The organism is Arthrobacter sp. MYb224 (assembly GCF_002975455.1).
In the GTDB taxonomy this organism is placed as follows: domain Bacteria; phylum Actinomycetota; class Actinomycetes; order Actinomycetales; family Micrococcaceae; genus Glutamicibacter.
Map to the genome: position 1 here is coordinate 80,922 of NZ_PCPU01000003.1, position 22,199 is coordinate 103,120.

The 22,199-nt window shown below is 64.0% G+C and carries 28 protein-coding genes and 1 pseudogene; 17 read left to right on the forward strand and 12 right to left on the reverse strand.

Annotated elements, in window-relative coordinates:
- The first annotated feature begins 209 nt into the window (after positions 1–209).
- Genes CQ017_RS06325 through CQ017_RS06335 form a run of 3 tightly spaced genes read left to right on the forward strand, consistent with a single transcriptional unit; the run spans position 210 to position 3,179 of the window.
- Complete coding sequence (locus CQ017_RS06325) at positions 210–1,319, forward strand: site-specific integrase (RefSeq protein WP_181150506.1); 1,110 nt, start codon at positions 210–212, stop codon at positions 1,317–1,319.
- On the forward strand, positions 1,316–2,803 hold the full coding sequence (locus CQ017_RS06330) for a site-specific integrase (RefSeq protein WP_258133524.1): 1,488 nt from the start codon (positions 1,316–1,318) through the stop codon (positions 2,801–2,803). The genes CQ017_RS06325 and CQ017_RS06330 overlap by 4 nt, the downstream gene beginning before the upstream one ends.
- Positions 2,790–3,179 carry a DUF6262 family protein gene (locus CQ017_RS06335; RefSeq protein ID WP_105553034.1) on the forward strand — a complete coding sequence of 130 codons (390 nt, stop codon included), beginning with the start codon at positions 2,790–2,792 and terminating at the stop codon, positions 3,177–3,179. The genes CQ017_RS06330 and CQ017_RS06335 overlap by 14 nt, the downstream gene beginning before the upstream one ends.
- Before the next feature lie 146 nt (positions 3,180–3,325).
- On the opposite strand, the pseudogene CQ017_RS06340 reads toward CQ017_RS06335, so the two are convergent.
- From CQ017_RS06340 to CQ017_RS06360, 6 genes and pseudogenes are all read right to left on the reverse strand, one after another.
- A pseudogene (locus tag CQ017_RS06340) lies at positions 3,326–3,937 on the reverse strand (serine hydrolase); the annotation flags it as partial.
- Positions 3,938–3,974: 37 nt separating this feature from the next.
- The gene (locus CQ017_RS18225; RefSeq protein ID WP_181148221.1) at positions 3,975–4,145 is read right to left on the reverse strand and encodes a hypothetical protein; all 171 of its coding nucleotides are present in this window, start codon (positions 4,143–4,145) and stop codon (positions 3,975–3,977) included.
- A gap of 361 nt (positions 4,146–4,506) precedes the next feature.
- Entirely contained in the window at positions 4,507–5,331 is an 825-nt protein-coding gene (locus CQ017_RS06345; protein WP_219843917.1) for an alpha/beta fold hydrolase, read from the reverse strand.
- A 43-nt stretch (positions 5,332–5,374) separates the two neighbouring features.
- A complete protein-coding gene (locus tag CQ017_RS06350; protein WP_105553036.1) occupies positions 5,375–6,124 on the reverse strand; it encodes a bifunctional 2-polyprenyl-6-hydroxyphenol methylase/3-demethylubiquinol 3-O-methyltransferase UbiG in 750 nt (249 codons plus the stop codon).
- A complete protein-coding gene (locus CQ017_RS06355) occupies positions 6,121–6,849 on the reverse strand; it encodes a VOC family protein (RefSeq protein ID WP_105553037.1) in 729 nt (242 codons plus the stop codon). The genes CQ017_RS06350 and CQ017_RS06355 overlap by 4 nt, the downstream gene beginning before the upstream one ends.
- A gap of 9 nt (positions 6,850–6,858) precedes the next feature.
- Positions 6,859–7,329, reverse strand: a complete 471-nt coding sequence (locus CQ017_RS06360; protein ID WP_105553340.1) for an isoprenylcysteine carboxylmethyltransferase family protein — start codon at positions 7,327–7,329, stop codon at positions 6,859–6,861.
- 149 nt (positions 7,330–7,478) lie between these two features.
- On the opposite strand from CQ017_RS06360, the gene CQ017_RS06365 reads away from it, so the two are divergent.
- The 4 genes from CQ017_RS06365 to CQ017_RS06380 all read left to right on the forward strand — a co-directional run bounded on the left by CQ017_RS06365 (position 7,479) and on the right by CQ017_RS06380 (position 9,553).
- A complete protein-coding gene (locus tag CQ017_RS06365; protein ID WP_105553038.1) occupies positions 7,479–7,943 on the forward strand; it encodes a phage tail protein in 465 nt (154 codons plus the stop codon).
- Positions 7,944–8,057: 114 nt separating this feature from the next.
- Positions 8,058–8,813, forward strand: coding sequence for a hypothetical protein (locus tag CQ017_RS06370; protein WP_105553039.1), 756 nt, complete (start codon positions 8,058–8,060; stop codon positions 8,811–8,813).
- Between the two features lie 17 nt (positions 8,814–8,830).
- Entirely contained in the window at positions 8,831–9,190 is a 360-nt protein-coding gene (locus CQ017_RS06375; protein ID WP_105553040.1) for a nuclear transport factor 2 family protein, read from the forward strand.
- Between the two features lie 15 nt (positions 9,191–9,205).
- Positions 9,206–9,553, forward strand: a complete 348-nt coding sequence (locus CQ017_RS06380) for a TfoX/Sxy family protein (RefSeq protein ID WP_258133526.1) — start codon at positions 9,206–9,208, stop codon at positions 9,551–9,553.
- Between the two features lie 13 nt (positions 9,554–9,566).
- On the opposite strand, the gene CQ017_RS06385 is transcribed toward CQ017_RS06380, so the two are convergent.
- Positions 9,567–10,151 (reverse strand): DapH/DapD/GlmU-related protein, encoded by a 585-nt coding sequence (locus CQ017_RS06385; protein ID WP_096288845.1) that lies wholly within the window; start codon positions 10,149–10,151, stop codon positions 9,567–9,569.
- Between the two features lie 94 nt (positions 10,152–10,245).
- Between CQ017_RS06385 and CQ017_RS06390 the strand changes: the two genes are divergently transcribed.
- The 4 genes from CQ017_RS06390 to CQ017_RS06405 all read left to right on the forward strand — a co-directional run bounded on the left by CQ017_RS06390 (position 10,246) and on the right by CQ017_RS06405 (position 13,081).
- On the forward strand, positions 10,246–10,839 hold the full coding sequence (locus tag CQ017_RS06390; protein WP_105553041.1) for an N-acetyltransferase: 594 nt from the start codon (positions 10,246–10,248) through the stop codon (positions 10,837–10,839).
- Between the two features lie 162 nt (positions 10,840–11,001).
- Positions 11,002–11,298, forward strand: coding sequence for a Fe-S cluster assembly protein HesB (locus tag CQ017_RS06395; protein WP_096288849.1), 297 nt, complete (start codon positions 11,002–11,004; stop codon positions 11,296–11,298).
- Positions 11,299–11,441: 143 nt separating this feature from the next.
- Positions 11,442–12,554, forward strand: coding sequence for a DNA alkylation repair protein (locus CQ017_RS06400; protein WP_105553342.1), 1,113 nt, complete (start codon positions 11,442–11,444; stop codon positions 12,552–12,554).
- A gap of 32 nt (positions 12,555–12,586) precedes the next feature.
- Positions 12,587–13,081 carry a DinB family protein gene (locus tag CQ017_RS06405; RefSeq protein WP_096288851.1) on the forward strand — a complete coding sequence of 165 codons (495 nt, stop codon included), beginning with the start codon at positions 12,587–12,589 and terminating at the stop codon, positions 13,079–13,081.
- Between the two features lie 117 nt (positions 13,082–13,198).
- Here the strand turns inward: CQ017_RS06405 and CQ017_RS06410 are convergent, their stop codons facing one another.
- Complete coding sequence (locus CQ017_RS06410; protein ID WP_105553042.1) at positions 13,199–13,966, reverse strand: isocitrate lyase/phosphoenolpyruvate mutase family protein; 768 nt, start codon at positions 13,964–13,966, stop codon at positions 13,199–13,201.
- A gap of 171 nt (positions 13,967–14,137) precedes the next feature.
- On the opposite strand from CQ017_RS06410, the gene CQ017_RS06415 reads away from it, so the two are divergent.
- Positions 14,138–14,707, forward strand: coding sequence for a CDP-alcohol phosphatidyltransferase family protein (locus CQ017_RS06415; RefSeq protein WP_105553043.1), 570 nt, complete (start codon positions 14,138–14,140; stop codon positions 14,705–14,707).
- 84 nt (positions 14,708–14,791) lie between these two features.
- On the opposite strand, the gene CQ017_RS06420 is transcribed toward CQ017_RS06415, so the two are convergent.
- The 4 genes from CQ017_RS06420 to CQ017_RS06435 all read right to left on the reverse strand — a co-directional run bounded on the left by CQ017_RS06420 (position 14,792) and on the right by CQ017_RS06435 (position 17,473).
- Positions 14,792–15,472, reverse strand: a complete 681-nt coding sequence (locus CQ017_RS06420) for a cation transporter (RefSeq protein WP_096288862.1) — start codon at positions 15,470–15,472, stop codon at positions 14,792–14,794.
- Entirely contained in the window at positions 15,472–15,831 is a 360-nt protein-coding gene (locus CQ017_RS06425) for a helix-turn-helix transcriptional regulator (protein WP_096288864.1), read from the reverse strand. The genes CQ017_RS06420 and CQ017_RS06425 overlap by 1 nt, the downstream gene beginning before the upstream one ends.
- A gap of 84 nt (positions 15,832–15,915) precedes the next feature.
- On the reverse strand, positions 15,916–16,464 hold the full coding sequence (locus tag CQ017_RS06430) for a GNAT family N-acetyltransferase (RefSeq protein ID WP_096288866.1): 549 nt from the start codon (positions 16,462–16,464) through the stop codon (positions 15,916–15,918).
- Positions 16,465–16,573: 109 nt separating this feature from the next.
- Positions 16,574–17,473, reverse strand: coding sequence for a LysR family transcriptional regulator (locus CQ017_RS06435; RefSeq protein ID WP_258133529.1), 900 nt, complete (start codon positions 17,471–17,473; stop codon positions 16,574–16,576).
- 57 nt (positions 17,474–17,530) lie between these two features.
- Between CQ017_RS06435 and CQ017_RS06440 the strand changes: the two genes are divergently transcribed.
- The 5 genes from CQ017_RS06440 (at position 17,531) to CQ017_RS06460 (ending at position 22,031) form a co-directional block, all read left to right on the forward strand.
- The gene (locus CQ017_RS06440; RefSeq protein WP_096288870.1) at positions 17,531–18,451 is read left to right on the forward strand and encodes an EamA family transporter; all 921 of its coding nucleotides are present in this window, start codon (positions 17,531–17,533) and stop codon (positions 18,449–18,451) included.
- On the forward strand, positions 18,448–19,095 hold the full coding sequence (locus tag CQ017_RS06445; protein WP_105553045.1) for an NAD(P)-dependent oxidoreductase: 648 nt from the start codon (positions 18,448–18,450) through the stop codon (positions 19,093–19,095). The genes CQ017_RS06440 and CQ017_RS06445 overlap by 4 nt, the downstream gene beginning before the upstream one ends.
- A gap of 239 nt (positions 19,096–19,334) precedes the next feature.
- Positions 19,335–20,513, forward strand: coding sequence for a Cmx/CmrA family chloramphenicol efflux MFS transporter (locus CQ017_RS06450; protein ID WP_105553046.1), 1,179 nt, complete (start codon positions 19,335–19,337; stop codon positions 20,511–20,513).
- Positions 20,514–20,838: 325 nt separating this feature from the next.
- Positions 20,839–21,444: a TetR/AcrR family transcriptional regulator gene (locus tag CQ017_RS06455; RefSeq protein WP_258133530.1), complete on the forward strand. Its 606-nt coding sequence runs from the start codon at positions 20,839–20,841 to the stop codon at positions 21,442–21,444.
- Positions 21,441–22,031, forward strand: a complete 591-nt coding sequence (locus tag CQ017_RS06460; RefSeq protein ID WP_096288878.1) for a GNAT family N-acetyltransferase — start codon at positions 21,441–21,443, stop codon at positions 22,029–22,031. The genes CQ017_RS06455 and CQ017_RS06460 overlap by 4 nt, the downstream gene beginning before the upstream one ends.
- Positions 22,032–22,199 lie beyond the last annotated feature (168 nt).

Consider the following 22,199-nt stretch of genomic DNA (forward strand, 5'->3'; position numbering starts at 1 on the left):
CCTCGCGCGTCCGTCTCGAACGGACCGCCAGCGCTCTCACCCTCACAAACACCCAGAAAGGCTCCGATGACCCCTGGTACTCAGAGGATGAGGACGGGCCGTCGTCTCCGTCGATCGAGATTGGGCGGCTCGACCAAACCGCAGAATGTGTCCAGGTGCCCGAAGTCGCCGTGGACGCAGGCTGTCATGATGCGCCGCACGGAGGACTGATGTCTGTCCAGCGTGTGCTTTCCCCGTTCGATGGCGGGGAGTCATGGACGGTGCTGGGCGATGACGGGGCCCCGGTGGCTCCGATAGAACGGTACCTGGCGTACTTGACCCAGATTGAGCGGTCGCCCAACACGGTCAAGGCCTACGCCCACGATTTGAAGGACTGGTTTGAGTTCCTCAGTGGCCAGGCCCTGGACTGGCGTGAGGTGCGGTTGGAGAACGTCGCTGAGTTCGTCGCCTGGCTGCGCCGTCCGCTGACCCTGCGCGACGGGTCGGTTTCGATCCTGCCGACGGTGGAACACCACTGCACTGAAGCGACCGTCAATCGCAAGCTCTCCGCTCTCAACGCGTTCTATCAGCACGCCGCGCGCCACGGCATCGACCTCGGGAAGTTGCTGAAGACGTGGCAGCCGGCCGGAGGCCGCAGCTCGGGCTGGAAGCCGTTCTTGCATCACATCAGCAAGGGCACACCGCAGCCACGGCGCGCCATCGTGCTGAGCGCGCAGCGCAAACTCCCGCGCGTATTAACCGCCGCCGAGGTGCAGACGATCCTCAATGCTTGTGGCCATCTGCGGGACCGGTTCCTGTTCGCCGTGCTGTTTGACACCGGGATGCGGATCGGGGAGGCGCTGGGTCTACGACATGAGGACATCGCCGCGGCTGAGTCCCAGATCACGGTTCAGCGTCGGGTCAACGGCAACGGTGCACGCTCCAAGTCACGCAACCCGCGGACGGTGCCGGTGAGTGCAGAGTTGGTTCGGCTCTATTCCGACTATCTGTATCTGGAGTACGGCGATCTGGACTCCGACTACGTCTTTGTGAACCTGTGGGGTCGACCCCACGGTCACCCGCTGACCTACACAGCCGTTTACGACCTGGTCAAACGGCTGCGCCGACGTACAGGGATCGACTTCGATCCGCACTGGTACCGCCACACCGCGGCCACCCGGATGCTGCGTGACGGTGTGCCCATCGAGATCGTCTCCAAGCTGCTCGGCCACGCCGACATCACCACTACTGCCGCCGTCTACGGGCATCTGAGTGCCGAGGACGCCCGCCGGGCGCTGGAGGAATCGGGCTGGTTCACCGGCAGAGAGGTACAACTGTGAGCACACCCAGCCCGCTGATACCCGAACAACTACCGAGGACGGGGCGCGTTCGACGCCGAACGTCCCGTCAGTCGAGTAGTCGGGACACCGAGTACGGCCGGGATGTTTGGCGGCTGCGTGAGCTCGGCATCAAGGACAAGCGGCTCGCCCGCATCTCGTTCGAGGACATCCCACAGCTCTGGCTCAAGGCCTTGGCCAAACGATGGGCCCGCTGGCGCCTGGCCACGGGACTCGGAGTGGTCAGCGTCTCCTCGGGCACCCGGGCGGTCACCTCTTTCGGGCAGTTCCTCACCGCTGCGGCACCCTCCGTCCAGGGGCTGGGACAGCTGGACCGGGAGGCGCTGGAACGCTACCTCGCCCACCTGCACGCCCGATACTCGGGCACCGTGAAACACCGCATGCTAATCGGGCAGCTGAATCTGTTCTTCACCACCATCCGGCAACACGGCTGGGATGACTCTCTGCCCTCAGCGGTGATGTTCTACAGCGAGGACTTCCCCAAGGAAGCCATCCGGCAACCTCGCGCGCTGAGCGAAACCTTGATGACCCAACTGGAGAACCCGAACAACCTCGCCAAGTGGAACAACCCCAGCTACACGCTGATCACGCAGATCTTGATGGGGTGCGGGCTGCGCATCACCGACACCGTCCGCCTGCCGACCGATTGCATCGCCTACGACGGCGAGGGCGCGCCCTACCTTCGCTACCTCAACCACAAAATGAAACGCGAGGCCCTGGTGCCCATCGACGCCGACCTCGCCGACGCCATCACCGCGCAGCGACACCGCCTCCAAGAGGACTGGCCGGACGGGACGCCGGTGCTCTTCCCCCGCGTCACCCACAACGACAACGGCGAGGAGCCGGTCAGCGACGGCGTCTACCGCAAGGCCCTTCACCGCTGGCTCAAGCGCTGCGCCGTCCGTGACGAGCACGGCCAACCCGTTCGCGTCGTCCCGCACAGCTTCCGGCACACCCTGGGCACCAGGCTAATCAACCGAGACGTCCCCCAAGAAGTAGTCCGGCGAATTCTCGACCACGACTCCCACGTCATGACAGCCCACTACGCCCGGCTCAGCGACACCACGATCCGCCGGCACTGGGAAGCCGCGCGGAAGGTCAACATCAAGGGCGAAACCGTCACCCTCGACCCCGACGGACCATTGGCCGAGGCGGCCTGGGCCAAGCAACGGGTCGGGCGAGCGACCCAGGCCCTACCCAACGGCTTCTGCGGACTGCCAGTCCAGAAGTCCTGCCCGCACGCGAACGCGTGCCTGAGCTGCCCGATGTTCATCACCACCTCAGAGTTCCTGCCCGAGCACAGGCAACATCGTCACCAGGTCGTGCAGATCATCACCGCGGCCGAAGCCCGCGGCCAGCAACGACTGATCGAGATGAACCAGCAGGTCCTGGGGAACCTCGACCAGATCATCACCACATTGGAACGCGACCAAGACGGCGAGGCAGCACCTGATGCATGCCGATAACAGCCATCACCTGATCGCCGCCGCCCAGCAACGCCACGAGAACACGCGTGCCAAAGCCATCCAGGCTCTTCGCGACCTCGACCGCGAGGGCGGCGCGGTTACCTTTCAGATCGTCGCGCAAAAGGCGAAGGTCTCACGGTCCTGGCTCTACACCCAGCCCGATATCTGCATCGAGATTCGACGGCTCCGCGACCTACAGCACGGCTCGGATGGCTCACCCCTGCCCGCGCCCCAACGTTCCACAGAGGCATCCCTGCTACGCCGCCTCGAAGTTGCCAACGCGCGCGCCCGGGACCTCACCACCGAGAACCAGCAACTCCGGAAGCAACTGGAACACGCCCTAGGGCGACTACGGGCATCGACGGCGGAACGGTGACGAGGCCGAGCCGCTTGATAGACGGCTCAAGATAACTACGTCCACCAGGAAGACTTCCGATCCGCTGAGTCGCGTGCTGGACGTCATGTCCACGTCTGACCGGACTCTAGATAACGATCGTTTTCGGTGTGGCATCTACTGCGTCCTCACCGAGGATTCACAGCCGCCGCGCAACGACGAATCAAATCCTGATCTTCACCTTCATGCACGCTCGTATCTCCGCACCAGCGAGAACCATCGGAACTGACCGCAGTGAAGTGATTAAACCCTGGGCCTTGCCCACCGTGCCCAACAACTACTGGAGGTAGACCGCGCGTCATAAGTCCCAGCCCGTATCCAGCTTCCGGCGACATCGGATGATTCTGCGGAGCACCAACCAAATGGGTTTTCAACATTGCTTCAGGCAAAGCCGACCCCAGCTCATTTCGCATGATTAATGCAATACCGCGTGCAGCTTCATCGGGCGTGGCAGCGAAAGTTCCGGTGTACACCCATCCTGGGTGGTAATTGCGCAATTCTTCAGTGATCGCGGGATGGTTGCACTGTTCCCAATCATCAGGGCAATCAAAAGGGGAGGCTTGAATACCAAGAGGGCTAAAGATCAAGCTGTCGAGCACGTTGAAAAAAGGCTTCTGGTGGAAATCTTCGAGAGCTAAGCGTAAAAGTAGATACCCGATATTTGAATAGCGAAATACGCCGGGGTTTTGCACCTCTGCACGAGCGATAATGTCCTTTGAGTCCCAGGGTTCTGCGGCGTTTTCTACTGCTACTCGATAGTCTGGCCAAACAAAGTAATCATTGAGCCCGGAACGGTGTGAGTGAGCTGTCTTCGAACGACAGAGGCTTCAAATGCGCAGGTAGCCAGGCTAGGCGATCACCGATGTGTTGTTGCGGATTAAACGTCAAAAGAACGGCGGCGGCGGTGTAGGATTTCGCGATGCTGTAAATAGGGACCGTATGCTGCATGTCTCCATTCTGACACCCGGTACCGACAAGAGGAGAAGTGCCCAGCTGAATCGGCCTCCTAAACGATCGTATTCGGTGCGCATATTCGGCATTCTAAGATCAGGAAAAGATCGTTCCGATTCACTCCCTCCGAAAAATCAACGCGCCTCTGCACAGCGGTGTACTGCGCAAACGGCTGCCCCGAACTTTCCCGTAGAACGTTCCCCCTACTGGGACTGCACGAACCGCCATGTAGAGCTGCAACTTAACCGCCAAATAAAGTTATCAGTCACACCCCGAGGTTTTCATCTGACGCAACGAATCAGAACTCCCGGAAGTAGTGGCAAGTCATGGCAGGGTGCGGCGAGGATACCGGCGAGCGCTAGCCGCTAATAGTGAGCGTCGCGGTCCAGCGCGCCAACGCCTGGGCGAAAATCTCGGGCTGGTCAATATGCGCGTTGTGTCCGGCACGGTCCAGTTCGAGGAAGGAAGCGTTGGGGTAGCGGACCAGCAGCGCCTTGGCGTCCTCGAACCCGACGATATGGTCTTGCCTTCCACAGGCGATGAGCACCGGAATCTGCGAAATCCGCTCGCGGTCCACCGGCAACGTCTCCAGGAAGTAGCGGGTGGACAGATGCGCCATGGCGCGCAGGTCAGCGGCGAGCACTCCGGGCAGCACATGGCGCTCGAATTGTTCCCAGTTCGCGCGGGTCTGGATCACCGACATCTGCGCGTAGTGCCCGGCATTGACCGGACCCAGCTCCTCGAGCAGCAGTTCGTCTTCGTGCACCACGCTGCGCGCCGGCACCGTGCGTTCCTCGGCCGCCGGTCGGGTCACCGGCGCCAGCAGCACCATTCCGCGCACCTGGGATTCGAAGCGGTCTGCCATCTCCTGGGCGAGCAGGCCGCCGAGCGAATTGCCGATCAGCGCGAACGGGCGTGCCCCCAAGTGGCTTTGCAACAGCTTCTGGAGCCAGGCGGCGAATTCGGGCAGGCCGGCGCGGCCCGCCAAGGCTGGAGTCCCACCGAATCCGGGCAGGTCGATGTAGATGCGCTGCAGGGTGCCGGCAGTTTCCAACTGCTCATCGAGGGCGAAGAGGATCCGGTGGTCCACCCCGTTGCCGTGCACCAGGACCACCGGAAATCCGGTGCCGTAGACCGCGGCGATGCCCTCGGGCAGGGGTTGAGACGGCTGTTGCTCTCTCACGATGTTTCCTTGCGTTGGGTGGTTCTCGCCAATGGAGACGAGACTAATCGCTCGTGTCGCGCCGGGCAATGAACACGAACTGCCGCCCGGGCCTATCCGGGGCCTCCTGCACCGTCTCCACCGAGAATCCCGCGGCTTCCACCGTGCGCGTCAGCTCTTGGCGAGTGCGGTAGCGAAGTGTGGAATGCGAGACCAGTTCGGTGCCTTCCTGCTCGAAGCGAAAGGTCTCACGGAAGCTGAGCAACTCATCGGCGTAGTCCAGCACTTCGATCCAGGTGCTGACCGGCCCCAGCCGATCGATCAGGGTCGTTTCGCGGGTCAATTCCGGCGTCCAATTCAGCCAGGCACGCGCTTCGGGCCGCCGTGCCTCGAAAATCAGCCGCCCGCCAGGTTTCAGCAATTGCGCGATGCGCTCCAGGGTCTGCTGCCACTGGACATCGCCGGTGAAGACCATCGCGACGTTTGCGGTCATCACCGCCACGTCATAATCTCCTGCCGGCACATCATCCACCGTCCCATGCACCCATTGCACCAGCGGCGCCTGGGGCTTGGCTCCGGCCACCGCCAAGCTGCCGCCCGCAGGATCGACCCCGGTGACCTGCAGTCCGCGCGCGGCCAGTTGGCAGGCGAAGGTTCCGGTCCCGCAGCCCACGTCCAAGATCTTGCGCGCACCCAACGAGTCGATGATCTGCGCATAAGGCTCCAGATCGCTGCGGTCGGCATCAAGCGGGTCATAGAGCTCGGCGAGGCGCGCATCGGCGAAGCAAGCGTCGGCTTCAAGCTCCTGGCTCATAGGTCATTTCCCGCCGCGGGCAGGACACAGAATTCGTTGCCCGAGGGGTCCTGATAGACGCGCCAGGGCAGTTCGCCCCAATTCGGATGCAATTCCGTGCCACCGCGGCGCACGATCTCTCCGGCGAGCGCCGCGGCATCATCGGCGGCTTCCAAACGCACGTCCAGGTGCAGCCGGTTCTTTTCCGGTCCCTTGGCCAGCGGTTCGGGGCATATTTCCAGCACCGGCCCGCGATAGCTTGGATGGCGCAGCGTTCCGGGCCGGCCAAGCGCGGTCTGCTCCCAGCCGGTGAGCCAGGACCAGAAGGCGGCATCGCGACGCACATCGGAGGAATCCAGGGGCAGCGCGGCGATAGGTCCGGTATTGCTATAGCTTGCGCGGCCTTCCATGACGCAGAAGGCGTTGTCTTCAGGATCGCCCAGCACCACCCAAGGGACATCCTGCTGCCCGATATCCTTGGGACTCGCGCCCAAGGCGAGCGCGTGGGCGATCACCTGTTCTTGCTCCTGGCCACCGAGCAGGTCCAGATGCAGCCGGACCGGATCCCGCGGAGCTTCGGGAACACGTTGAAAGCACAGGTCGAGGGTCGGCCCGTCGGGGATGTGCAGGCGCGTTTCGAATCCGCTGGCATCCTCGTCCAGAAATTCGCAGCCTAGCAGCTCTTGCCAGAATCGACCGAGACGCTGCGGATCCACCGAGTCAAAAACGATGTTTTCCAGGTACATGCGCCCAGCCTACCGTGCGAGCAGTCGCTGGATCGTGCGCCCCGAAATCCACCGCGGGACCTGCTCCTGGTAGCGGCGATAGCGCTGGCCGAAGGCCCTTTCGAGCGCTGCTTCCTCGGCGGGAATCTGCACCCTGTCCAGCAGCAGCACAACTCCCGCGGCCGGAAGCAACGCCAGCGCGCTGCGCCGCCACAGGGCGTGCGCTACGAGCAACCCCGCCAGGCTCAGATACATCGGATTGCGAGTCAAGGCGTTCGCCGAGTCCGTCACCAGATCGTTCACCGAGTCCAAGGCCATCGGGTTGATGGTCGTTTGCCGGCGGCGGAAGGCCCGGAGGCTGGAGATATCCAGCGCCAAGCAGACCGGCAACAGCAATCCCGCGAATACTCGTGAGCGCGGCGAGCTGTGGCGATGGCGCGACAGGAGCGCCTGCAGCGCACCGGCGCCCAGCGCTAATACCGGCGGTGGAATGCGCAGCATCGACATGGCTCCTCTAATTCGCGGCTCCGTCTAATGCTTCGATGCTACGCTCCCGGCTAGAATTTCGCGCCCCTGCCCATCTCGTGAACAGGCACAAGCAAAGGTAGGATCGGCATAACCGGTCGGCCCAATATTTTCCAGGAGCATGCATGTCCTATCTAGTCGATTTCAAAGAGGTGAGCACCGCGGGTCTGGAAAGCTCACCGGTGGCCGATGCCCTCGCCGGATTGCGCGCCAATGAGGCCCGGTACCTGAAGAATAAGTTCGACCACGACCTCTTGCTCAGTGCCGCCCAAGACGTCCCCGAAATTGTCGACTGGGTGCACCGCATCCTCGCCGACGAACGCGACCTGCAGATCGCATCCCCGGTGCTGCAGGCGAGCCTCTTCGAAGCCGATGGCGCCAAACGCGCCTACCTCTTCTACGAATCCGGTCTCTCGATCAATGTGCTCTACTCCCTGGCACCCGGTGCGAAGCGTGCGGTGGGATTCAAGCTCTCCGAGGGGATGGAAGTGCCCGAGGAACTTGCCCAGCGCTTCAAGTTCGCCCGGCAGAAGTCGAAACTTGCCGGAACCATCCGCGGATCCTACTTCGTGCTCAAGGGCGAATACTAGCGGTCCGGCGGAGCTCCCTAGCCAGCTATCGGAATCAGCTCTAGGCTAAGAGCCACCGGGCCACGCTTCGGATCCAGAAGCGGCTCAACTCACCGCACCGACGAGGATATGAGCATGTCGAGTTCCAGCACCCCGACCTCCGATTCCACCGCATCTGGTTCGCCGCCGCGGATCCGGCGGCGGATCTTCGCTTGGGATCCCGGCCGCGACACCGTCATTGCCTTGGGCACGCTGCTGGCGTTCTGGGCCTGCTATTGGGCCGGCAGCGCGTTCGGCGGCGGGTTCTTGATTGTCGGCATCCTGCTTTTCGGCACACTCATTCCGGCGCTTACCGTGCTTAGGAAGCGTCGGGAAGGCTGGGCCGGGCTCGGCATAACCCGCAGATTCCTTCTCCGCTCCCTGATCATCGCCGCGCTCCTCGGGGCCGGCTCCGCCTACCAGCTCATCACCACTGCCGCCGCGCAGCAGGTCGAGCTCCTCCCCCACCTGCTAGCCAACCTGTTGGTGTTTTGGGAGCCCTTCTTCGTCTTCGGCTGGCTCTATCTACGCTGGGAACGCGCCTTCGGCTGGCTGCCGGCCATCGCGCTCACCGGCCTCGGTTTTGCCCTGCAGCATGTGGGATCGGTTCCGCTGCCGGTGGCGCTGAGCTTCGGATTGTTCGCCCTCGCCTTCGCGATCGTCTTCGCCTGCGTGCGTAACCTCGCGATCCTCTGGCCGCTGTTCTACCCCGTGGCCAGCGGCATCGGCACCCTGCAGTCGGGCTTGGCAATGGGCTGGGACGGTGTCGGCTCCGGCGCGTTCCTGCTAGCCGCGCAGGCAGTGATCCTCTTTTTCGTCGTCCGCGGCCTTCGCACAAAACTGACCTTCTAAATCCCAAGGAACCCTCCATGGAGCAATCCTCAGCGTTGGAAATCGTCAAGAACTATCATCGGGCCTGGACTTCGGGCGATGTCGAGCTGGCGAAGAGCTATGTCGCCGATGCCATCACCTGCCGGGCGCCGGGCCTCGATCTGGAGGGCAAACAGGCCTACCGGCAGTTCATCGCCGGGTTCGCGCCGCTGCTGACCAGTACCGCGCAGATCGCCGAATTCGCCGAGGGCAACCGCGTGGCGCTGTTCTACTACCCGCAGACCGCCAGCACCTCCTCCGCCGTGGCCGGCGAATGCTTTACCGTCTCCGACGGCCAGATCAGCGACAGCGTGCTGGTCTTTGACCGGATGTCCTATGCTCCGGCCGAGCCCCGCTAAGCCAGGAGCGGGATCTTGAACCACGCTAAGCAGGAGCTCATCGAGCGCATTCGCGAGAGATTAGCCGGCGAGCCGGTCCTGCGCGAGGTATCGATGTTCGGCGGCCACTCATTTATGGTCAACGAGAAACTACTGGTCGGCGCGCTCAAGGAAGGGGCGTTATTGGTTCATGTTGCCCCGGCGAACCACGCCGAGCTCTTGCTGAGCCCCGGAGCCGGCCAGGCGGAAATGGGCACCGGACGGAGCATGGGGCCGGGCTGGATCCAGGTGGACGCCGCGAGCCTCGAGAAGGACGATGCTTTGGCTTCGTGGCTGGGCACAGCCCTGGAATTCAACCGTGCGCTGACCGGTGGCGGCCGCTGAACCCGACGTTGGACTACTCTTGCGGTACGCTGCCCACCTGCTTGGCGGGCACTCCCACGACGATGGCCCCGGCCGGCACGTCTTTGGTCACCACCGCCCCGGCACCGACCACCGCGCCATCGCCGATGCGCACCCCGGGGAGCACCGTCACATTCGCGCCAAGCCAGACGCCGGCGCCAAGCACCACTCGCGCCGGGTGCATATCCGCGCGCCGGCTGGGCACGATGTCATGGTTCAACGTGGTGATCACCGCGTTATGCCCGATCAGCGAGCCCTCGCCGATCTCGATCCCGCCCTGGTCTTGGAATCTGGCGCCGCTGTTGACGAACACGTTCTCGCCGAAGTGGATATTCTTGCCGAAGTCGGCCGTAAATGGCGGGAACAGCTGGACGGATTCTGGCACCTCTCTCCCGGTCAGCTCGCCGAGCAGCGCACGGACCGCCGCGGGCGAGTGGTAGCTCCCGTTCAGCTGAGCGGCGATGCGCAACGCCTCCTGGCTCGCGGCGTGCATCGCCTGGTGATGCCCGGAACCTCCGGTGATGCTCTGGCCCGCGTTCAGGGCGGTTAATAGTTCCTCGAGTCCTGCAATGTTGCTCATGGTCTTACGCTAGCGCACCGCGCATGGACTTCGGCCACAATTTCCCTGCAAGCAATCTATGCTGGGTTGACCCCTTCGCCGTCAGGAGCCGCCCGTGTTGATCACCGATCCGAACGCACCGATTCCCGTTCAGTTGCGCAACGAGGAGTTCTTGCTGCGTCCGCTCACCGCCGAGGACGCCGCATTGGACTACGCGGCGGTGATGGAAACCCGCGAGTCCTTGCGGCTCTGGGAGCAGGACCCGTGGCCGGCCGATGACTTCAGCGTGGCGGAGAACCGCGAGGACCTCATCGAGCATGAGCGCTTCCACAAGGAGCATCGCGCCTTTACCTACACGATGCTCGATCCCAGCGAAACCGAGTGCCTGGGCTGCGTGTACGTCTACCCGCCCGGCGCCAAATTCCTGGCCAAATCAACTGTGAGCGCGGTGGGCCCCTGCGCCTGGGCGGAGCTGGAGGCGGTCATCTATTTCTGGGTTCGTGAATCGCGGCTGGAATCCGGGCTCGATGAACGCCTCTTGGCTGCGCTGCGCCAATGGTTCGCCGAGCAATGGCAGCTGCGCGACACCGTGTATGTCATCAGCGAGCCCTACGCGCATCAGCTGCAATTGATCGAGCGCAGCGACCTGGAACTGCGGTTCAGGGTGCGCGAGCCCGGGAAATCCGCGCCCTACCTCGCCTTCGGCTAGAGCCCTGCGCCGCCTTTGCGAAGGAGGAGGGTACCGGAGAGCTCGGTAATGCGTATGCGTATTTCGCAGGTGTTAAGCGGGGTTGAGATTCGTGCTTGTTTTTGGAATGGTGGCACCCACGTGCCCTGATCTTGGCATGTCCGCAACCGGAAGGAGAGCCTCGTGCTCACACTGACCGACCAGGCAGATACGATCGTTACCGCGATCGTCACCAACCAGTCCGAGGCAGCCGATGCCGGACTCCGAATCCATCAGTCCGAAGGTGCCGGAGCGCCGAACGAAGCAGCCTTCGCGGTGCAGATCGTTCCCGCACCGGAACCAGCCGACGTGGTAGTTCGCGGCGAAGGAAGCCCGGTTTACCTCGACGAGCTGATCACCGATGAGCTCGACGACAAGGTGCTCGACGCGGCCGTAGACGAGCAAGGCGCCGTCAGCTTCCAGATCCTCCCTAAAAGCTAACCTCGGTTCGCTCCTTAAGCTTCCCGCGAGGGTCGCCCAGCCGGGCGGCCCTCGCAGGCTTTTTGGGCATCAGCCCAGCGCTTCATCCGAATTCCCCGGTCGCAGAATTCGCAGATCCCGCAGATGCGGGAAACAATGGCATTATGCCTTTCGCCGATCAACTCATCGGTGCCGATGTCGCCGAACAGCTCGCCCATGAGATCCAGGCCGTCGTCCCGGAGCACCCCTTGCAATTCCTGCCGGCAGCCAGTGCCGCTCTGGCCGAGCTGAGCCTGCGCGAACGCGCCGATGCCCTGCGCGATGCCCTGCTGGCGGAATTCCCCGAAGACTACACGCGGCTGGCAACGGTCATTCGAGAAGCCAGCGAGCGTTCCGCGACCTTCACCGGTTGGATGATCTGGCCGGTGACCAGCGCGGTGGCGACCCGTGCGGTACGGGAGAATACCTCCGCGGCATTCAACGACGCTATGGCCCTGCTGGCCGCGCTCACAGGGAGATTGACCGCGGAGTTCGCCATTCGGACGCTGCTCATCCATGACCTGGACAAGGCCCTGGAGATCGCCGAAGAGTGGACCCGGTCCCCCGACGAGCACGTGCGCCGGCTGGCCAGCGAGGGCACCCGCCCCTATCTGCCCTGGGCGGTTCGCGTTCCGCAGCTCACCGCGACGCCCGGCCGCACCATCCCCATCCTCGATGCGCTGTACCGCGATGAAAGCCAGTATGTGCGTCGTTCCGTGGCGAACCACCTGAACGACCTGAGCCGCGATGCTCCGCAGCTGGTCACGCAGACCGCTCGCCGCTGGCTGCAAGCTCCCGAGAAAACCACACTGCCGCTGGTGAAGCACGGACTGCGTACCTTGATCAAGCGCGGAGATCCCCAGGCCCTGGCGGTCCTCGGCTTTGCTCCGGCGACGTTGGAGATCGACGGCCCGCGGCTCGGCCAGCAACAAGTTCCATGGGGTGGAAGCGTGGAATTCACCGCGGCCATCCGCAATGCCGGCGCCGAGCCGAGCGCGCTGGCCATCGACTACCTCGTCCACCATCTCAAGGCCAACGGGTCCACCAGCGCCAAGGTCTTCAAACTTGCCACGCGCACCTTGGCACCGGGCGAAAGCCTGGACATCGGCCGTTCCCATTCATTCCGGGCGATCACCACCCGCCGGTATTATCCCGGGCTTCATGGGATCGCATTGCAGATCAATGGGGTTCCCACGCACACCGTGCACTTTGAGCTGCTCGCCGAGCCTCCGGGCTGACATAGCGCGGCGAGCGGGGCACAATTTGGAATATGGATTCCAAAGAGATGCTCATCCAGCTGGCTACGCGGCCGCTGTCGGCCGCCCGAAATCTTCCACCGCTCGGCGCCGCGCAGCTCAACGCGCATCCTGCGGGACACCCGAATTCAATTGCCTGGCTGCTGTGGCATAGCGCCCGGGAACTCGATGTGCAACTAGCCGAGCTCAACGACCGGCGCCAGGTCTGGGAAGACTTCGGCGAGCGGTTTGAGCTCGGCGAGATCGGGATGGGCTTCGGCTACGGGCACAGCCCAGAGCAGGCGAGGAGCATTGTCGTCGAGGACCAGCAGCTGCTGCTCGACTACCTCGAGGCAACGCTCGCCGCGCTGAGCGGGTACGTCCGAACCTTGGGCGAAGCGCAGCTCGATGAGATCGTCGACCGCGCGTGGGAGCCGCCGGTGACCCGCGGGGTTCGGCTGCTCTCCATGCTCGACGATGCAATCCAGCATGTCGGACAGGCCGCCTACGCGGCCGGAACCCTGGCCTGATCGCTGAAGCCACGTCTGAGGCTGGCCGCTCCCCCAGGGGATCGGTCATCCTCGATCGGGAAGTTAGCCGTCCCGATCGAGGACTGCGCTCCAGCGCAAATTACCTTTCGCGACGGGCTACTTGACCCATTTGGCCAGTTCCGCCGCGGAAAGTTCTGCCAACCATATTTGCCATAGCGGGCCGAAGGTCACGCGGCGAACTCCGAGCGAGCCGAGCTCCGCGAGGTTCCCTGCGCCGTGGGCTTTGACCGGATGAGCGGTGACGTTGACCGGGATCTGCACCGCGTCGACAAAGCGCCGGACCTGTTCGGCGGTGCTCAGCCCCACGGGGTAGACCGCACGCGCGCCGGCCTGCTCCATCAGCTTCATCCGGGCGATCGCTTCTTCGGCGGGGTCCGCGAAGACGTCGGTGCCGAATTTCAACGCGTCGGTGCGCCCATTGATAACAAAGGAAACACCCGCCTCATCGGCGCTCTGGCGCGCGGCGGCGATGTAATCGGCATGTTCCTGGCGCTCGCGCACGCGCTTTGACTCGGAGTGCACCACATCCTCGATGTTCGCTCCGGCGGCGCCAGCATCGAGAAGCCGCCCGATAAGTTCCGCTGGTTCCAGTCCGTAGCCGGATTCAACATCGACGCTGACCGGGATGCTGACCGAATCCATAATGACTTGGCTGTGGCGCAAATAATCCTTGAAGTCCATCTTTTCGCCATCTGCGCTGCCCGTGGCATCCGCTACGGGGTGGCTTCCGATGGTGAGACCTTCAAATCCCGCACTGACCGCAACATTGGCGCTCCAGGTATCCCAAACCGTGGGAAGAACCAAAGTACGGCCGGAATCGTGCAGGTCGGTGAGCTGCTGGGCGAGCTGTGTGACATCAGACATGTGGGTTCTCCTTGGAGTCGCTGAACAAGGCTCAGCGTACCAGTGACCGTATCCGCACTCTAGGGTGGCTTCCAATCAGTGTTTTAATCCCCGCGAAGCCTCCCGAGCTCTTGTAATTTTCTCCACAGTAGGCAATCGTTCAACGTAGGAGAAAAGGAGAAAACGGTGGCGATGCGCTCGGGACGTAAGCATGATTGGGCAACGATCCCCAACGCCATCACGGTGCTCCGCTTCCTGCTGGTCATACCCATCTGCGGCTACCTGATCTCCGATACGCGGCCGGTGCTCACCGCCATCTTGCTGCTGGCCTTCGGCCTGAGCGATTGGATCGACGGTTTCATCGCACGCAAGTTCGGCCAGGTTTCCCGGCTCGGCATTCTGCTCGATCCCATCGCCGATCGCCTGGGCATCGTTGCCATCGCCATCGCCTTTGTGCTGAACGGATCGGTTCCGCTGTGGATCGGGTTGGCCATCTTCATCACCGATCTGGCCTTACTGTGCACCTACTTCTTCTTGCGCCTGTCTTCCCCGCCGGAATCAACATGGCTTGGAAAGATCAGAACAGGGATCATGATGCTGGGCTTGGCCTGTGTTGCGCTGGGGCGCATCGATCAGCTTTCGGTGCTCTTCACCCCGGGTGTCTACATTCTCGCCGCTGGCGCCCTGCTGCATCTGTTCGTCGGTTTCGGCTACCTGCGGATCATGCGAAACGTCGCCAAGGAACAGCGCAAGGCACCCTAGCCAGCAGGCTTCCGCGATTCGGCTTCCCTTGGAAGGAAGTTGCACGGCGATCCTGTCCCGCTCCGCCACTTATCCGGCGCTCGGTCAGTGGTCACTGCACTCATCGTTGCACGCCTCTGTCTCCCGTTCCCCGGTGAGCACGGCCAGCGGGGCGGCACAGCAGGCATCGCCCTTCCACGCTTCGACTCCTTCGCGGATGGCAAAGACGGCGATCACGAGTGCGGCGACCGAGTCGGCCCATGCCCACCCGAGCAGGCTGTTGAGCAGCAGGCCGGCGAGCAGGGCGGCGCTCAGGTAGGCGCAGATGAGGGTCTGCTTGGAATCTGCGACCGCGGAGGCGGACCCGAGCTCGCGGCCCGTGCGGCGCTCGAACCAGCTGAACAGCGGCATGACGATGAGGCTCAACCCGGCGATCGCGATACCCACCGGGGAGTGTTCCGGCTCGCGCAGCCCGGAGAGCGAAAGCACGGCATCCACCGAGACGTAGGCAGCCAAAGCGAAGAACGAGACCGCGATAACCCGCAGCGCGGTCTTCTCCCGGCGTCCGGGGTCGGGCGCGGCGAACTGCCAAGCCACCGCCGCGGCAGAGAGGACCTCGACGATCGAGTCCAGTCCGAAGCCGATCAGCGCCGCCGAGGAGGCGGCCGAACCGGCGATCAGCGCGATCACGGCCTCGATCACGTTCCAGGAGATCGTGATTGCCACGACGATCTTGATCCGCCGCCGCAGCACGTCCCTCCGTGCCAGCGTGAGCTCCGCGGCCATCACTGCACGGCACCCTTTGCGCAGCAGCCCGGGACCACACAGGCCGGATCCAGGCACGTCGCGCTTTCGTCCACGGCCAAGGTCACGTCCACGAGCGCGGTGAGCGCCGCGGCGAGGTGCGGGTCGGCGATCTCGTAGCGGGTTTGCCGGCCCTCGGGTTCGGCGACCACGATCCCGCAATCGCGCAGGCAGGCCAGGTGATTCGAGACGTTCGAGCGGGTCAATTCCAGGTCCCGCGAGAGCACCGCCGGGTAGCTCGCCCCACCGAGCAGGGTCATCAAGATGCGGGAGCGGGTCGGATCGGCCATGGCCCGGCCGAGCCGGTTCATGACATCCAGGCGAGAAGCAATAGTCAGCATACAATGACTATACAGCGCATACTGACCTATATGTCAGGGGCTCCAGATCAAGTGCCCGATCCCTTTGACATCGCCATGTGCCGCTCAACCGGCCCACTCGCTGCGCAACAAGCCATACACCCAGGAGTCGTATACCACGCCATCGACGATGCAGTCCTCGCGCAAGGTGCCTTCCAAGCGGAAGCCCAGTTTTTCGAGCACCCGAGCCGATGCGGCATTGCGGGTATCGACCTCGGATTGGATGCGATTGAGGTCGAAGGCGCCGAACGCCCAGCGCAGCAGGGCGTGCGCCGCTTCCGTCGCATAGCCGTTGCCCCAGGCGGCCTGGTTGAGGCAATATCCCAGAGAAGCGCTTCGAAATGCCGGATTCCAGCTGTTCAGCGTGCACCAGCCGATGAAAGCCTGGTCGGAGCGGCGTTCAATGGCCACGCGGGCACCGCTGCCTTCCTCCGCCATTTTCCTGCACCCCACCATGAATCGGGCGATCGACGCCCGGTCATCCCAGGGCGGCGAGTCCCAATAACGCAGCACCTGGACATCGCTTTGCAAGGCGAAAAGGTCCTCCGCGTCGGCATCCGTGAAGGGACGCAAGCGCAGGCGTTCGGTCTCCATGGTCGGGGTCGGCAGAATCATGAAATCATTCTGGCACAATCTCGAGAATCTCAACCCGGAGCCTGAGGTTGAAGTCGTGGATCGGCCCGGCTCGATTGGAATGCCTCCGCGAGGCCCGGACCGTGGGGATTCATGCGCTTGCAGAACCATGCAGACCGTCCAGAAAAGCCTTGGCCGCCGGCGAGAGGTTGAAGCCGCTCCACGCCAGGTACTCGATGCGCGTGGGCCCGTCGCTGATCGGGATGGCGCGGAAGTCGCCGCTGTCGGGGATCACCGCCGGGGAGAGGAGCGCGATGGCGAGGTTGCTGCGCACCAGGCCCAGCATGAGGTCGGTGCTCATCGCCTCGAACGCGACCTCACGACGGATCCCGGCCGCCGCGAAGGCAAGATCCGAGGGGGCTCGTCCGGTTGTGCCTACGGGGAAGTCCACAAACGTCTCCTCGGCCAGCTCCGTCAGCCGCAGTTCTCGCCGGCCGGCGAGCGCATGCTGAGCGGACACGACGGCGACGAGCCGTTCACGCGCCAGCACGCTGGCGTCGACCCCGCCGTGCGGTATCGCCCCGGGGAGCCCCAGCACGGCCACATCCATGCTTCCGTCGGCGATGGCTGCGATGAATTCGTCGCTGCCTCCGCCGCGCAGCCTGATCCCCACCGCTGGATGTGCACGGTGGAAAGCTCCAAGCACCGCGGGAATGTCGAGCGCAGTCACCGTCGGAATCACCCCGATGGTCAGCGTGCCGCGGATCTCGCCGGTCGCGGCGGCGGCAGCCGAGGCCGCGCGTTCGGCCGCGTCGAGGCTCAGCCTGGCCGAGACGAGGAACGCTTCGCCGGCGGCAGTGACTTCGACGCGGCGGCTGGTGCGGGCAAATAGGCTGAGACCCAGTTCGCGTTCCAGGGCCTTGATCTGGTGGCTGAGCGCGGACTGCACCACGTGGCAGCGCGCGGCGGCGCGGGTGAAGCTGCGTTCCTCGGCGACCGCGACCGCATAGCGCATCTGCTGAAGTTCCATGCATTCATGATTGCAGTTCATCGATGGCATGACAACAATGTGTTGGACTCATGATTCGGTGCGGCAGAAGATGAATATATGAACACAACGACGATCCCGCTGCCAGTTCCCGGCACCCTGCTGACCTCGCGCATCGGCTGGACGCTGCTGACGGCGATCGCCCCGGCCGTATGGGGCACGACCTACATCGTCACGACGCACTTGCTGCCCGAGGGGCATCCCTTCTTCGCAGCGCTGATGCGCTCGCTGCCCGCCGGGTTGCTCGCCCTGCTGATCGCCCGGCGGCTGCCGCGCGGGTCCTGGTGGTGGAAGTCCCTGGTTCTCGGCACGCTGAACATGGGCGCGTTCTTTCCGCTCTTGTTCCTCGCCGCCCAGCACCTGCCCGGCGGCATCGCCGCCACCTTGGGTGCGTCGCAGCCGATCGTGGTGGCGCTGCTCGCCGGAGCAATCCTGCACGAAAAGCTCTCCGCATGGCGGGTCATCTGGGGCCTCGGCGGCATGGCCGGGGTCGGCCTCGTGGTGCTCGGTCCCGACGCGGGCCTTGATCCCCTCGGCATCCTCGCGGGCCTAGCCGGGGCCGCCTCGATGGGCACCGGCGTCGTGCTCACGAAGAAATGGGGCAGGCCCGAGGGCGTCTCGGCGATCGGACTCGCCGGCTGGCAGCTCACCGCCGCCGGACTGCTGCTGCTCATCCCGGCCATGCTCTTCGACGGAATCCCGCCGGGCATCGATGGCCCGGCGGTCGCCGGATACCTGTGGCTGAGCCTGATCGGCGCGCTGTTGACCTACGGACTATGGTTCTCCGGCATCCGCCGGCTGCCGGTGACCGCGACCGCACTGCTCGGGCTGCTTTCCCCGCTGGTAGCCGCAACCCTCGGCGCGGCCATCGCCGCCGAGGTCCTCACCCCAGGCCAACTTTTCGGCTTCGCCGTCGCGCTCATCGCCATGGTCGCCGGTCAACTGGGCCCAACGAAGAAGAAAGCACGGTTCCCCGCATGAACATTGCAGTTCTCGGCGCCACCGGCATGGCCGGCAAAGCCATCGCCGCAGAAGCCCTCGACCGCGGACACCACGTCATCGCGCTCTCCCGAGGGCACCACGCCGCACCTCGCCACGACCGGCTGAGCACACTGGCCGTTGATGCAGCCGACACCGCAGCGTTGCACCCGGTGCTCGCCAAGGCCGACGCGGCGGTGCTCGCCATCCGGCTCGGCCCGGGCGAAGAGTCCCGATTGGCGCCGCTCACCCGAGGCGTTTTGGACGCCGCCGAGCAGCACGGCACTCGGGTGCTGATCGTCGGCGGCGCGGCACCGCTGCGCTCCCCGACGGATCCCGGCCGGCTCTTGATCGAAGACCCCGACTACGTGCCCGCTGCGTGGAAGCACGTCGCGCAGGCCAGCCTCGACCAGTTCAAAACCTGCCAGCGGCACCCCTACAGCGGATGGATCTATCTGAGCCCGCCGGCGATTCTCGAACCCGGCGAGCGCACGGGCGGTTATCGGCGCGGGCGGGGCACACTGCTCACCGATGCGCATGGCATCTCGCGGATCACCGCGGCCGACCTAGCCATCTCCGTGCTCGACGAACTCGAGAGCCCCGGCGGCGGCCAGCATTTCACCGTCGCGCAAGCCGCCTCCTGCTGATCCACTCTCCCGGGCAGCCCGGCGGAAATTCCGGAATGCGGCGCATCGGCACCATGTATAGTTTCAGGCATGTCGAGTCCCGAGTCAGACAAGTCGGGGACTGCCGGTCACCCCGCCAGTCCCCTGAACCGCTAAGCACCAGCGCCGCGCCCTGCGCGCACGCGTGCCTGACTTATCCGGGCCCCTGGCCGTGGTGACAAAAAGGAACCCCTTTTTGACCTCTCACCTCGGAGTCCTCGATGCCTTTTGCTCTCTACCTGCTTGCCCTGGCCGTTTTTGTCATGGGCACCTCAGAATTCATGCTCGCGGGCCTGCTGCCCGCTATCGCCACCGAACTTGACGTGCCCCTCGGCACTGCCGGGCTGCTGACCTCCGCCTTTGCGCTCGGCATGGTCATCGGCGCGCCGGTGATGGCCGCTTTCGCCCGGCGTTGGCCGCCGCGGCTCACGCTGCTGCTCTGCCTTCTCCTCTTTGCCGCAAGCCACGTCATCGGAGCGATAACGGCCCTGTTCTCGATTCTGCTCATCACCCGCGTGCTCGGCGCCCTCGCCAACGCCGGATTTCTCGCCGTCGCACTGAGCGCGGCCGGCACGCTCGTGCCGGAGAACCAGAAGGGGCGCGCGCTGTCGATCCTGCTCGCTGGAACCACGCTCGCAACCATCGCGGGCGTGCCCGCGGGGGCGCTGCTGGGCACGGCGATGGGCTGGCGCACCACATTCTGGGCGATCGCCGTCCTCTGCATTCCCGCAGCCATTGGCATCCTGCGCGGTCTCGGGCCAACTGCCGGGCAGCCCGCGGACGCTTCGGGCGCTCCGAGGCTGCGCGTGGAACTCGGCGAGCTAGCCACGCCGCGCCTGATTCTCGCCCTGGGACTCGGCGCCCTGGTCAACGGCGGCACCTTCGCCGCGTTCACCTTCCTGGCACCGGTAGTCACCGAACACGCGCAGCTGGCCGAAGGGTGGATACCCGTAGCCCTGGTGATCTTCGGCGGCGGGTCGTTCCTCGGCGTCACGCTCGCGGGGCGGCTCGCGGATCGGCATTCGGGGGCCGTGCTCGCCTTCGGCGGACCGCTGCTGCTTGCAGGCTGGGTTGCCTTGGCCTTGAGCGCATCCCATCCGGGCGCCCTGATAATCCTGCTGTTCGTGCAGGGAGCGCTGTCGTTCGGCGTGGGCAGCACCCTGATCACACAAGTGCTGTACGCGGCTTCGGGGGCGCCGACGATGGGTGGCTCGTACGCCACCGCGGCGCTGAACATCGGAGCCGCTGCCGGGCCCGCGCTGGGTGCATTCGGCCTGGCCACCGGGCTGGGCCTGCTCTCCCCCATCTGGGTGGCCTCCGCGCTGACGGCGATCGCGCTGCTGATCATGCCCTTGGCGGGGCGCACCCAGGCGAAGACTCCTGCGGACGCCAATTGCTGACGCTCTGCAGTTCGGTGCCTGCCGCAAATGCCCCGGGGCGCACAGCTCTGCAGCTCTTATTCAGCGGCCAATTCGAGGAGCCAGAGCAGCAATCATGCTGATGCGGTGACCGCAAGGAAATCTGCGTCGAGTCGCAAGCCTGGCCTTCCGGGGAAGGGACGAGCTGGATATTATCCAGATAAGGACTACGGATCGTGCGAATCGCGAATCCCGCTATTGTTCCGTGGCGAAAACATCGACGGTCAGCCATTCGATAACAGATGAGCATTGCACGCCAGGTCTGAAATCCATAGAATGAACATCAGTTCATTCTATGGAGGTGTTCGTGCGTGTAGCAGAACAGAATCGGGCCTTGCGCGAGACTACGCGCCAGGCGATCGAGCGCGCCGCCGTCCGCATTTTTGCACGGCATGGATTTGCTGCGTCGAGCATCCGGCACATCGCGGAAGAAGCTGGGCTCAGCATCGGATCCATCTACCGGCATTATGCGAGCAAGGAAGTCCTCTTCGACGACCTGCTCAAGCAAGCCGCGGCCGGCCTAGAAGCGGTCTCCGATACTCTTTCGGGCGACGGCGATCCGCTCGCCTTAGTGCGCGGTTTCACACATGACTTCCTCTCCGACCTTGCGGGAGATCAAGAGGCAGCCGAGTTCTATCTCGTGATCAACCAAGGATTCCTGAGCGACACCCCGGCAGGAACGGCGGCACGGCTCGCGACCGAACAGGGCTCTCTCTGGGAAGCCTTCGCCGAGCTCATCCGTCGGGGACAAACCTCCGGACAGTTCGCAGATGGCGATCCGGAGCAACTAACCGCCTATTATTTCGCAATGCTGTCGGGTATTGCGAACATGCGCCTGGTCATCCAGGACGCGTTGACCGACTCAGGCGCAGACGTTGTGCTTCGCCTACTAACTGGCGAGGGAAACCCATGATCGAGATCAAACGTGGCGACGAGCTTGGCGAGAACTCCCGCCGGGACATCACCGCGGTGCTAATCCACGGATTTGCCGACGACTTCAAGTACTTCTCGAAAGACCCGCAGGTTCTGGCGGACGCTTTCGAACACATGATCATCCTAGAGCGCTTCTATATTGCACTGGTCGATGGAGAACCTGCGGCGGTTGCGACCCTGACGGAAGGAGATCAGGAGTGCTTCAAGCCCAGCGGACGTGAATTTCGGCGTGCGTTGGGAAACTGGCACGGAGCAATCAGCTACTTTATCGTTCGGAGCCAGTTCCTCGGGGCCTACGCGGACGCACGGCCCGCTCTGGCCGAGATCGGCTTCGTGACCACCGTGCCACAACGTCAAGGCCAGGGCGTCGCAACCGCTCTGATGAAGCATTTGCTGCGGTTGCCTTACCAGGAATTCGTGCTCCGAGACATCAAGAATACGAACACCGCCGCGTTGGCGCTATACCGCAAGCTCGGATTCCGTGAATCGCACTCGCGCCCGGTGAAGTTTGCCAAGCGTGCCGGATTCTCGAACTATCTGTCGATGAGAATCCGGAGCTCAGAATAACGAGGAGAACAATGGACTTGACGGAACCACAGCTTTGCGACTTTTCAAGGTGCTACTCCATTGCCACTGTGCTCCGTAGTAATTGAATGGCCCGTTGGATCCTGCGTTGAACCCCCTGAGCTCGTCCCGGATTGAGCGTGCTCGCGATTTTTGGGGATACCGCTATTC

Bases quoted from the DNA above. Each gene is read 5' to 3' on its own strand.
- CQ017_RS06430 (WP_096288866.1), bottom strand. From the start codon at position 16,464: ATGATTCTGCCGACCCCGACCATGGAGACCGAACGCCTGCGCTTGCGT.
- CQ017_RS06365 (WP_105553038.1), top strand. From the start codon at position 7,479: ATGTCCTATCTAGTCGATTTCAAAGAGGTGAGCACCGCGGGTCTGGAA.
- CQ017_RS06435 (WP_258133529.1), bottom strand. From the start codon at position 17,473: ATGAACTGCAATCATGAATGCATGGAACTTCAGCAGATGCGCTATGCG.
- CQ017_RS06420 (WP_096288862.1), bottom strand. From the start codon at position 15,472: ATGGCCGCGGAGCTCACGCTGGCACGGAGGGACGTGCTGCGGCGGCGG.
- CQ017_RS06325 (WP_181150506.1), top strand. From the start codon at position 210: ATGTCTGTCCAGCGTGTGCTTTCCCCGTTCGATGGCGGGGAGTCATGG.
- CQ017_RS06360 (WP_105553340.1), bottom strand. From the start codon at position 7,329: ATGCTGCGCATTCCACCGCCGGTATTAGCGCTGGGCGCCGGTGCGCTG.
- CQ017_RS06425 (WP_096288864.1), bottom strand. From the start codon at position 15,831: ATGCTGACTATTGCTTCTCGCCTGGATGTCATGAACCGGCTCGGCCGG.
- CQ017_RS06375 (WP_105553040.1), top strand. From the start codon at position 8,831: ATGGAGCAATCCTCAGCGTTGGAAATCGTCAAGAACTATCATCGGGCC.
- CQ017_RS06460 (WP_096288878.1), top strand. From the start codon at position 21,441: ATGATCGAGATCAAACGTGGCGACGAGCTTGGCGAGAACTCCCGCCGG.
- CQ017_RS06405 (WP_096288851.1), top strand. From the start codon at position 12,587: ATGGATTCCAAAGAGATGCTCATCCAGCTGGCTACGCGGCCGCTGTCG.
- CQ017_RS06440 (WP_096288870.1), top strand. From the start codon at position 17,531: ATGAACACAACGACGATCCCGCTGCCAGTTCCCGGCACCCTGCTGACC.
- CQ017_RS06410 (WP_105553042.1), bottom strand. From the start codon at position 13,966: ATGTCTGATGTCACACAGCTCGCCCAGCAGCTCACCGACCTGCACGAT.
- CQ017_RS06350 (WP_105553036.1), bottom strand. From the start codon at position 6,124: ATGAGCCAGGAGCTTGAAGCCGACGCTTGCTTCGCCGATGCGCGCCTC.
- CQ017_RS06355 (WP_105553037.1), bottom strand. From the start codon at position 6,849: ATGTACCTGGAAAACATCGTTTTTGACTCGGTGGATCCGCAGCGTCTC.
- CQ017_RS06385 (WP_096288845.1), bottom strand. From the start codon at position 10,151: ATGAGCAACATTGCAGGACTCGAGGAACTATTAACCGCCCTGAACGCG.
- CQ017_RS06450 (WP_105553046.1), top strand. From the start codon at position 19,335: ATGCCTTTTGCTCTCTACCTGCTTGCCCTGGCCGTTTTTGTCATGGGC.
- CQ017_RS06335 (WP_105553034.1), top strand. From the start codon at position 2,790: ATGCATGCCGATAACAGCCATCACCTGATCGCCGCCGCCCAGCAACGC.
- CQ017_RS06400 (WP_105553342.1), top strand. From the start codon at position 11,442: ATGCCTTTCGCCGATCAACTCATCGGTGCCGATGTCGCCGAACAGCTC.
- CQ017_RS06445 (WP_105553045.1), top strand. From the start codon at position 18,448: ATGAACATTGCAGTTCTCGGCGCCACCGGCATGGCCGGCAAAGCCATC.
- CQ017_RS18225 (WP_181148221.1), bottom strand. From the start codon at position 4,145: ATGCAGCATACGGTCCCTATTTACAGCATCGCGAAATCCTACACCGCC.
- CQ017_RS06370 (WP_105553039.1), top strand. From the start codon at position 8,058: ATGTCGAGTTCCAGCACCCCGACCTCCGATTCCACCGCATCTGGTTCG.
- CQ017_RS06415 (WP_105553043.1), top strand. From the start codon at position 14,138: ATGCGCTCGGGACGTAAGCATGATTGGGCAACGATCCCCAACGCCATC.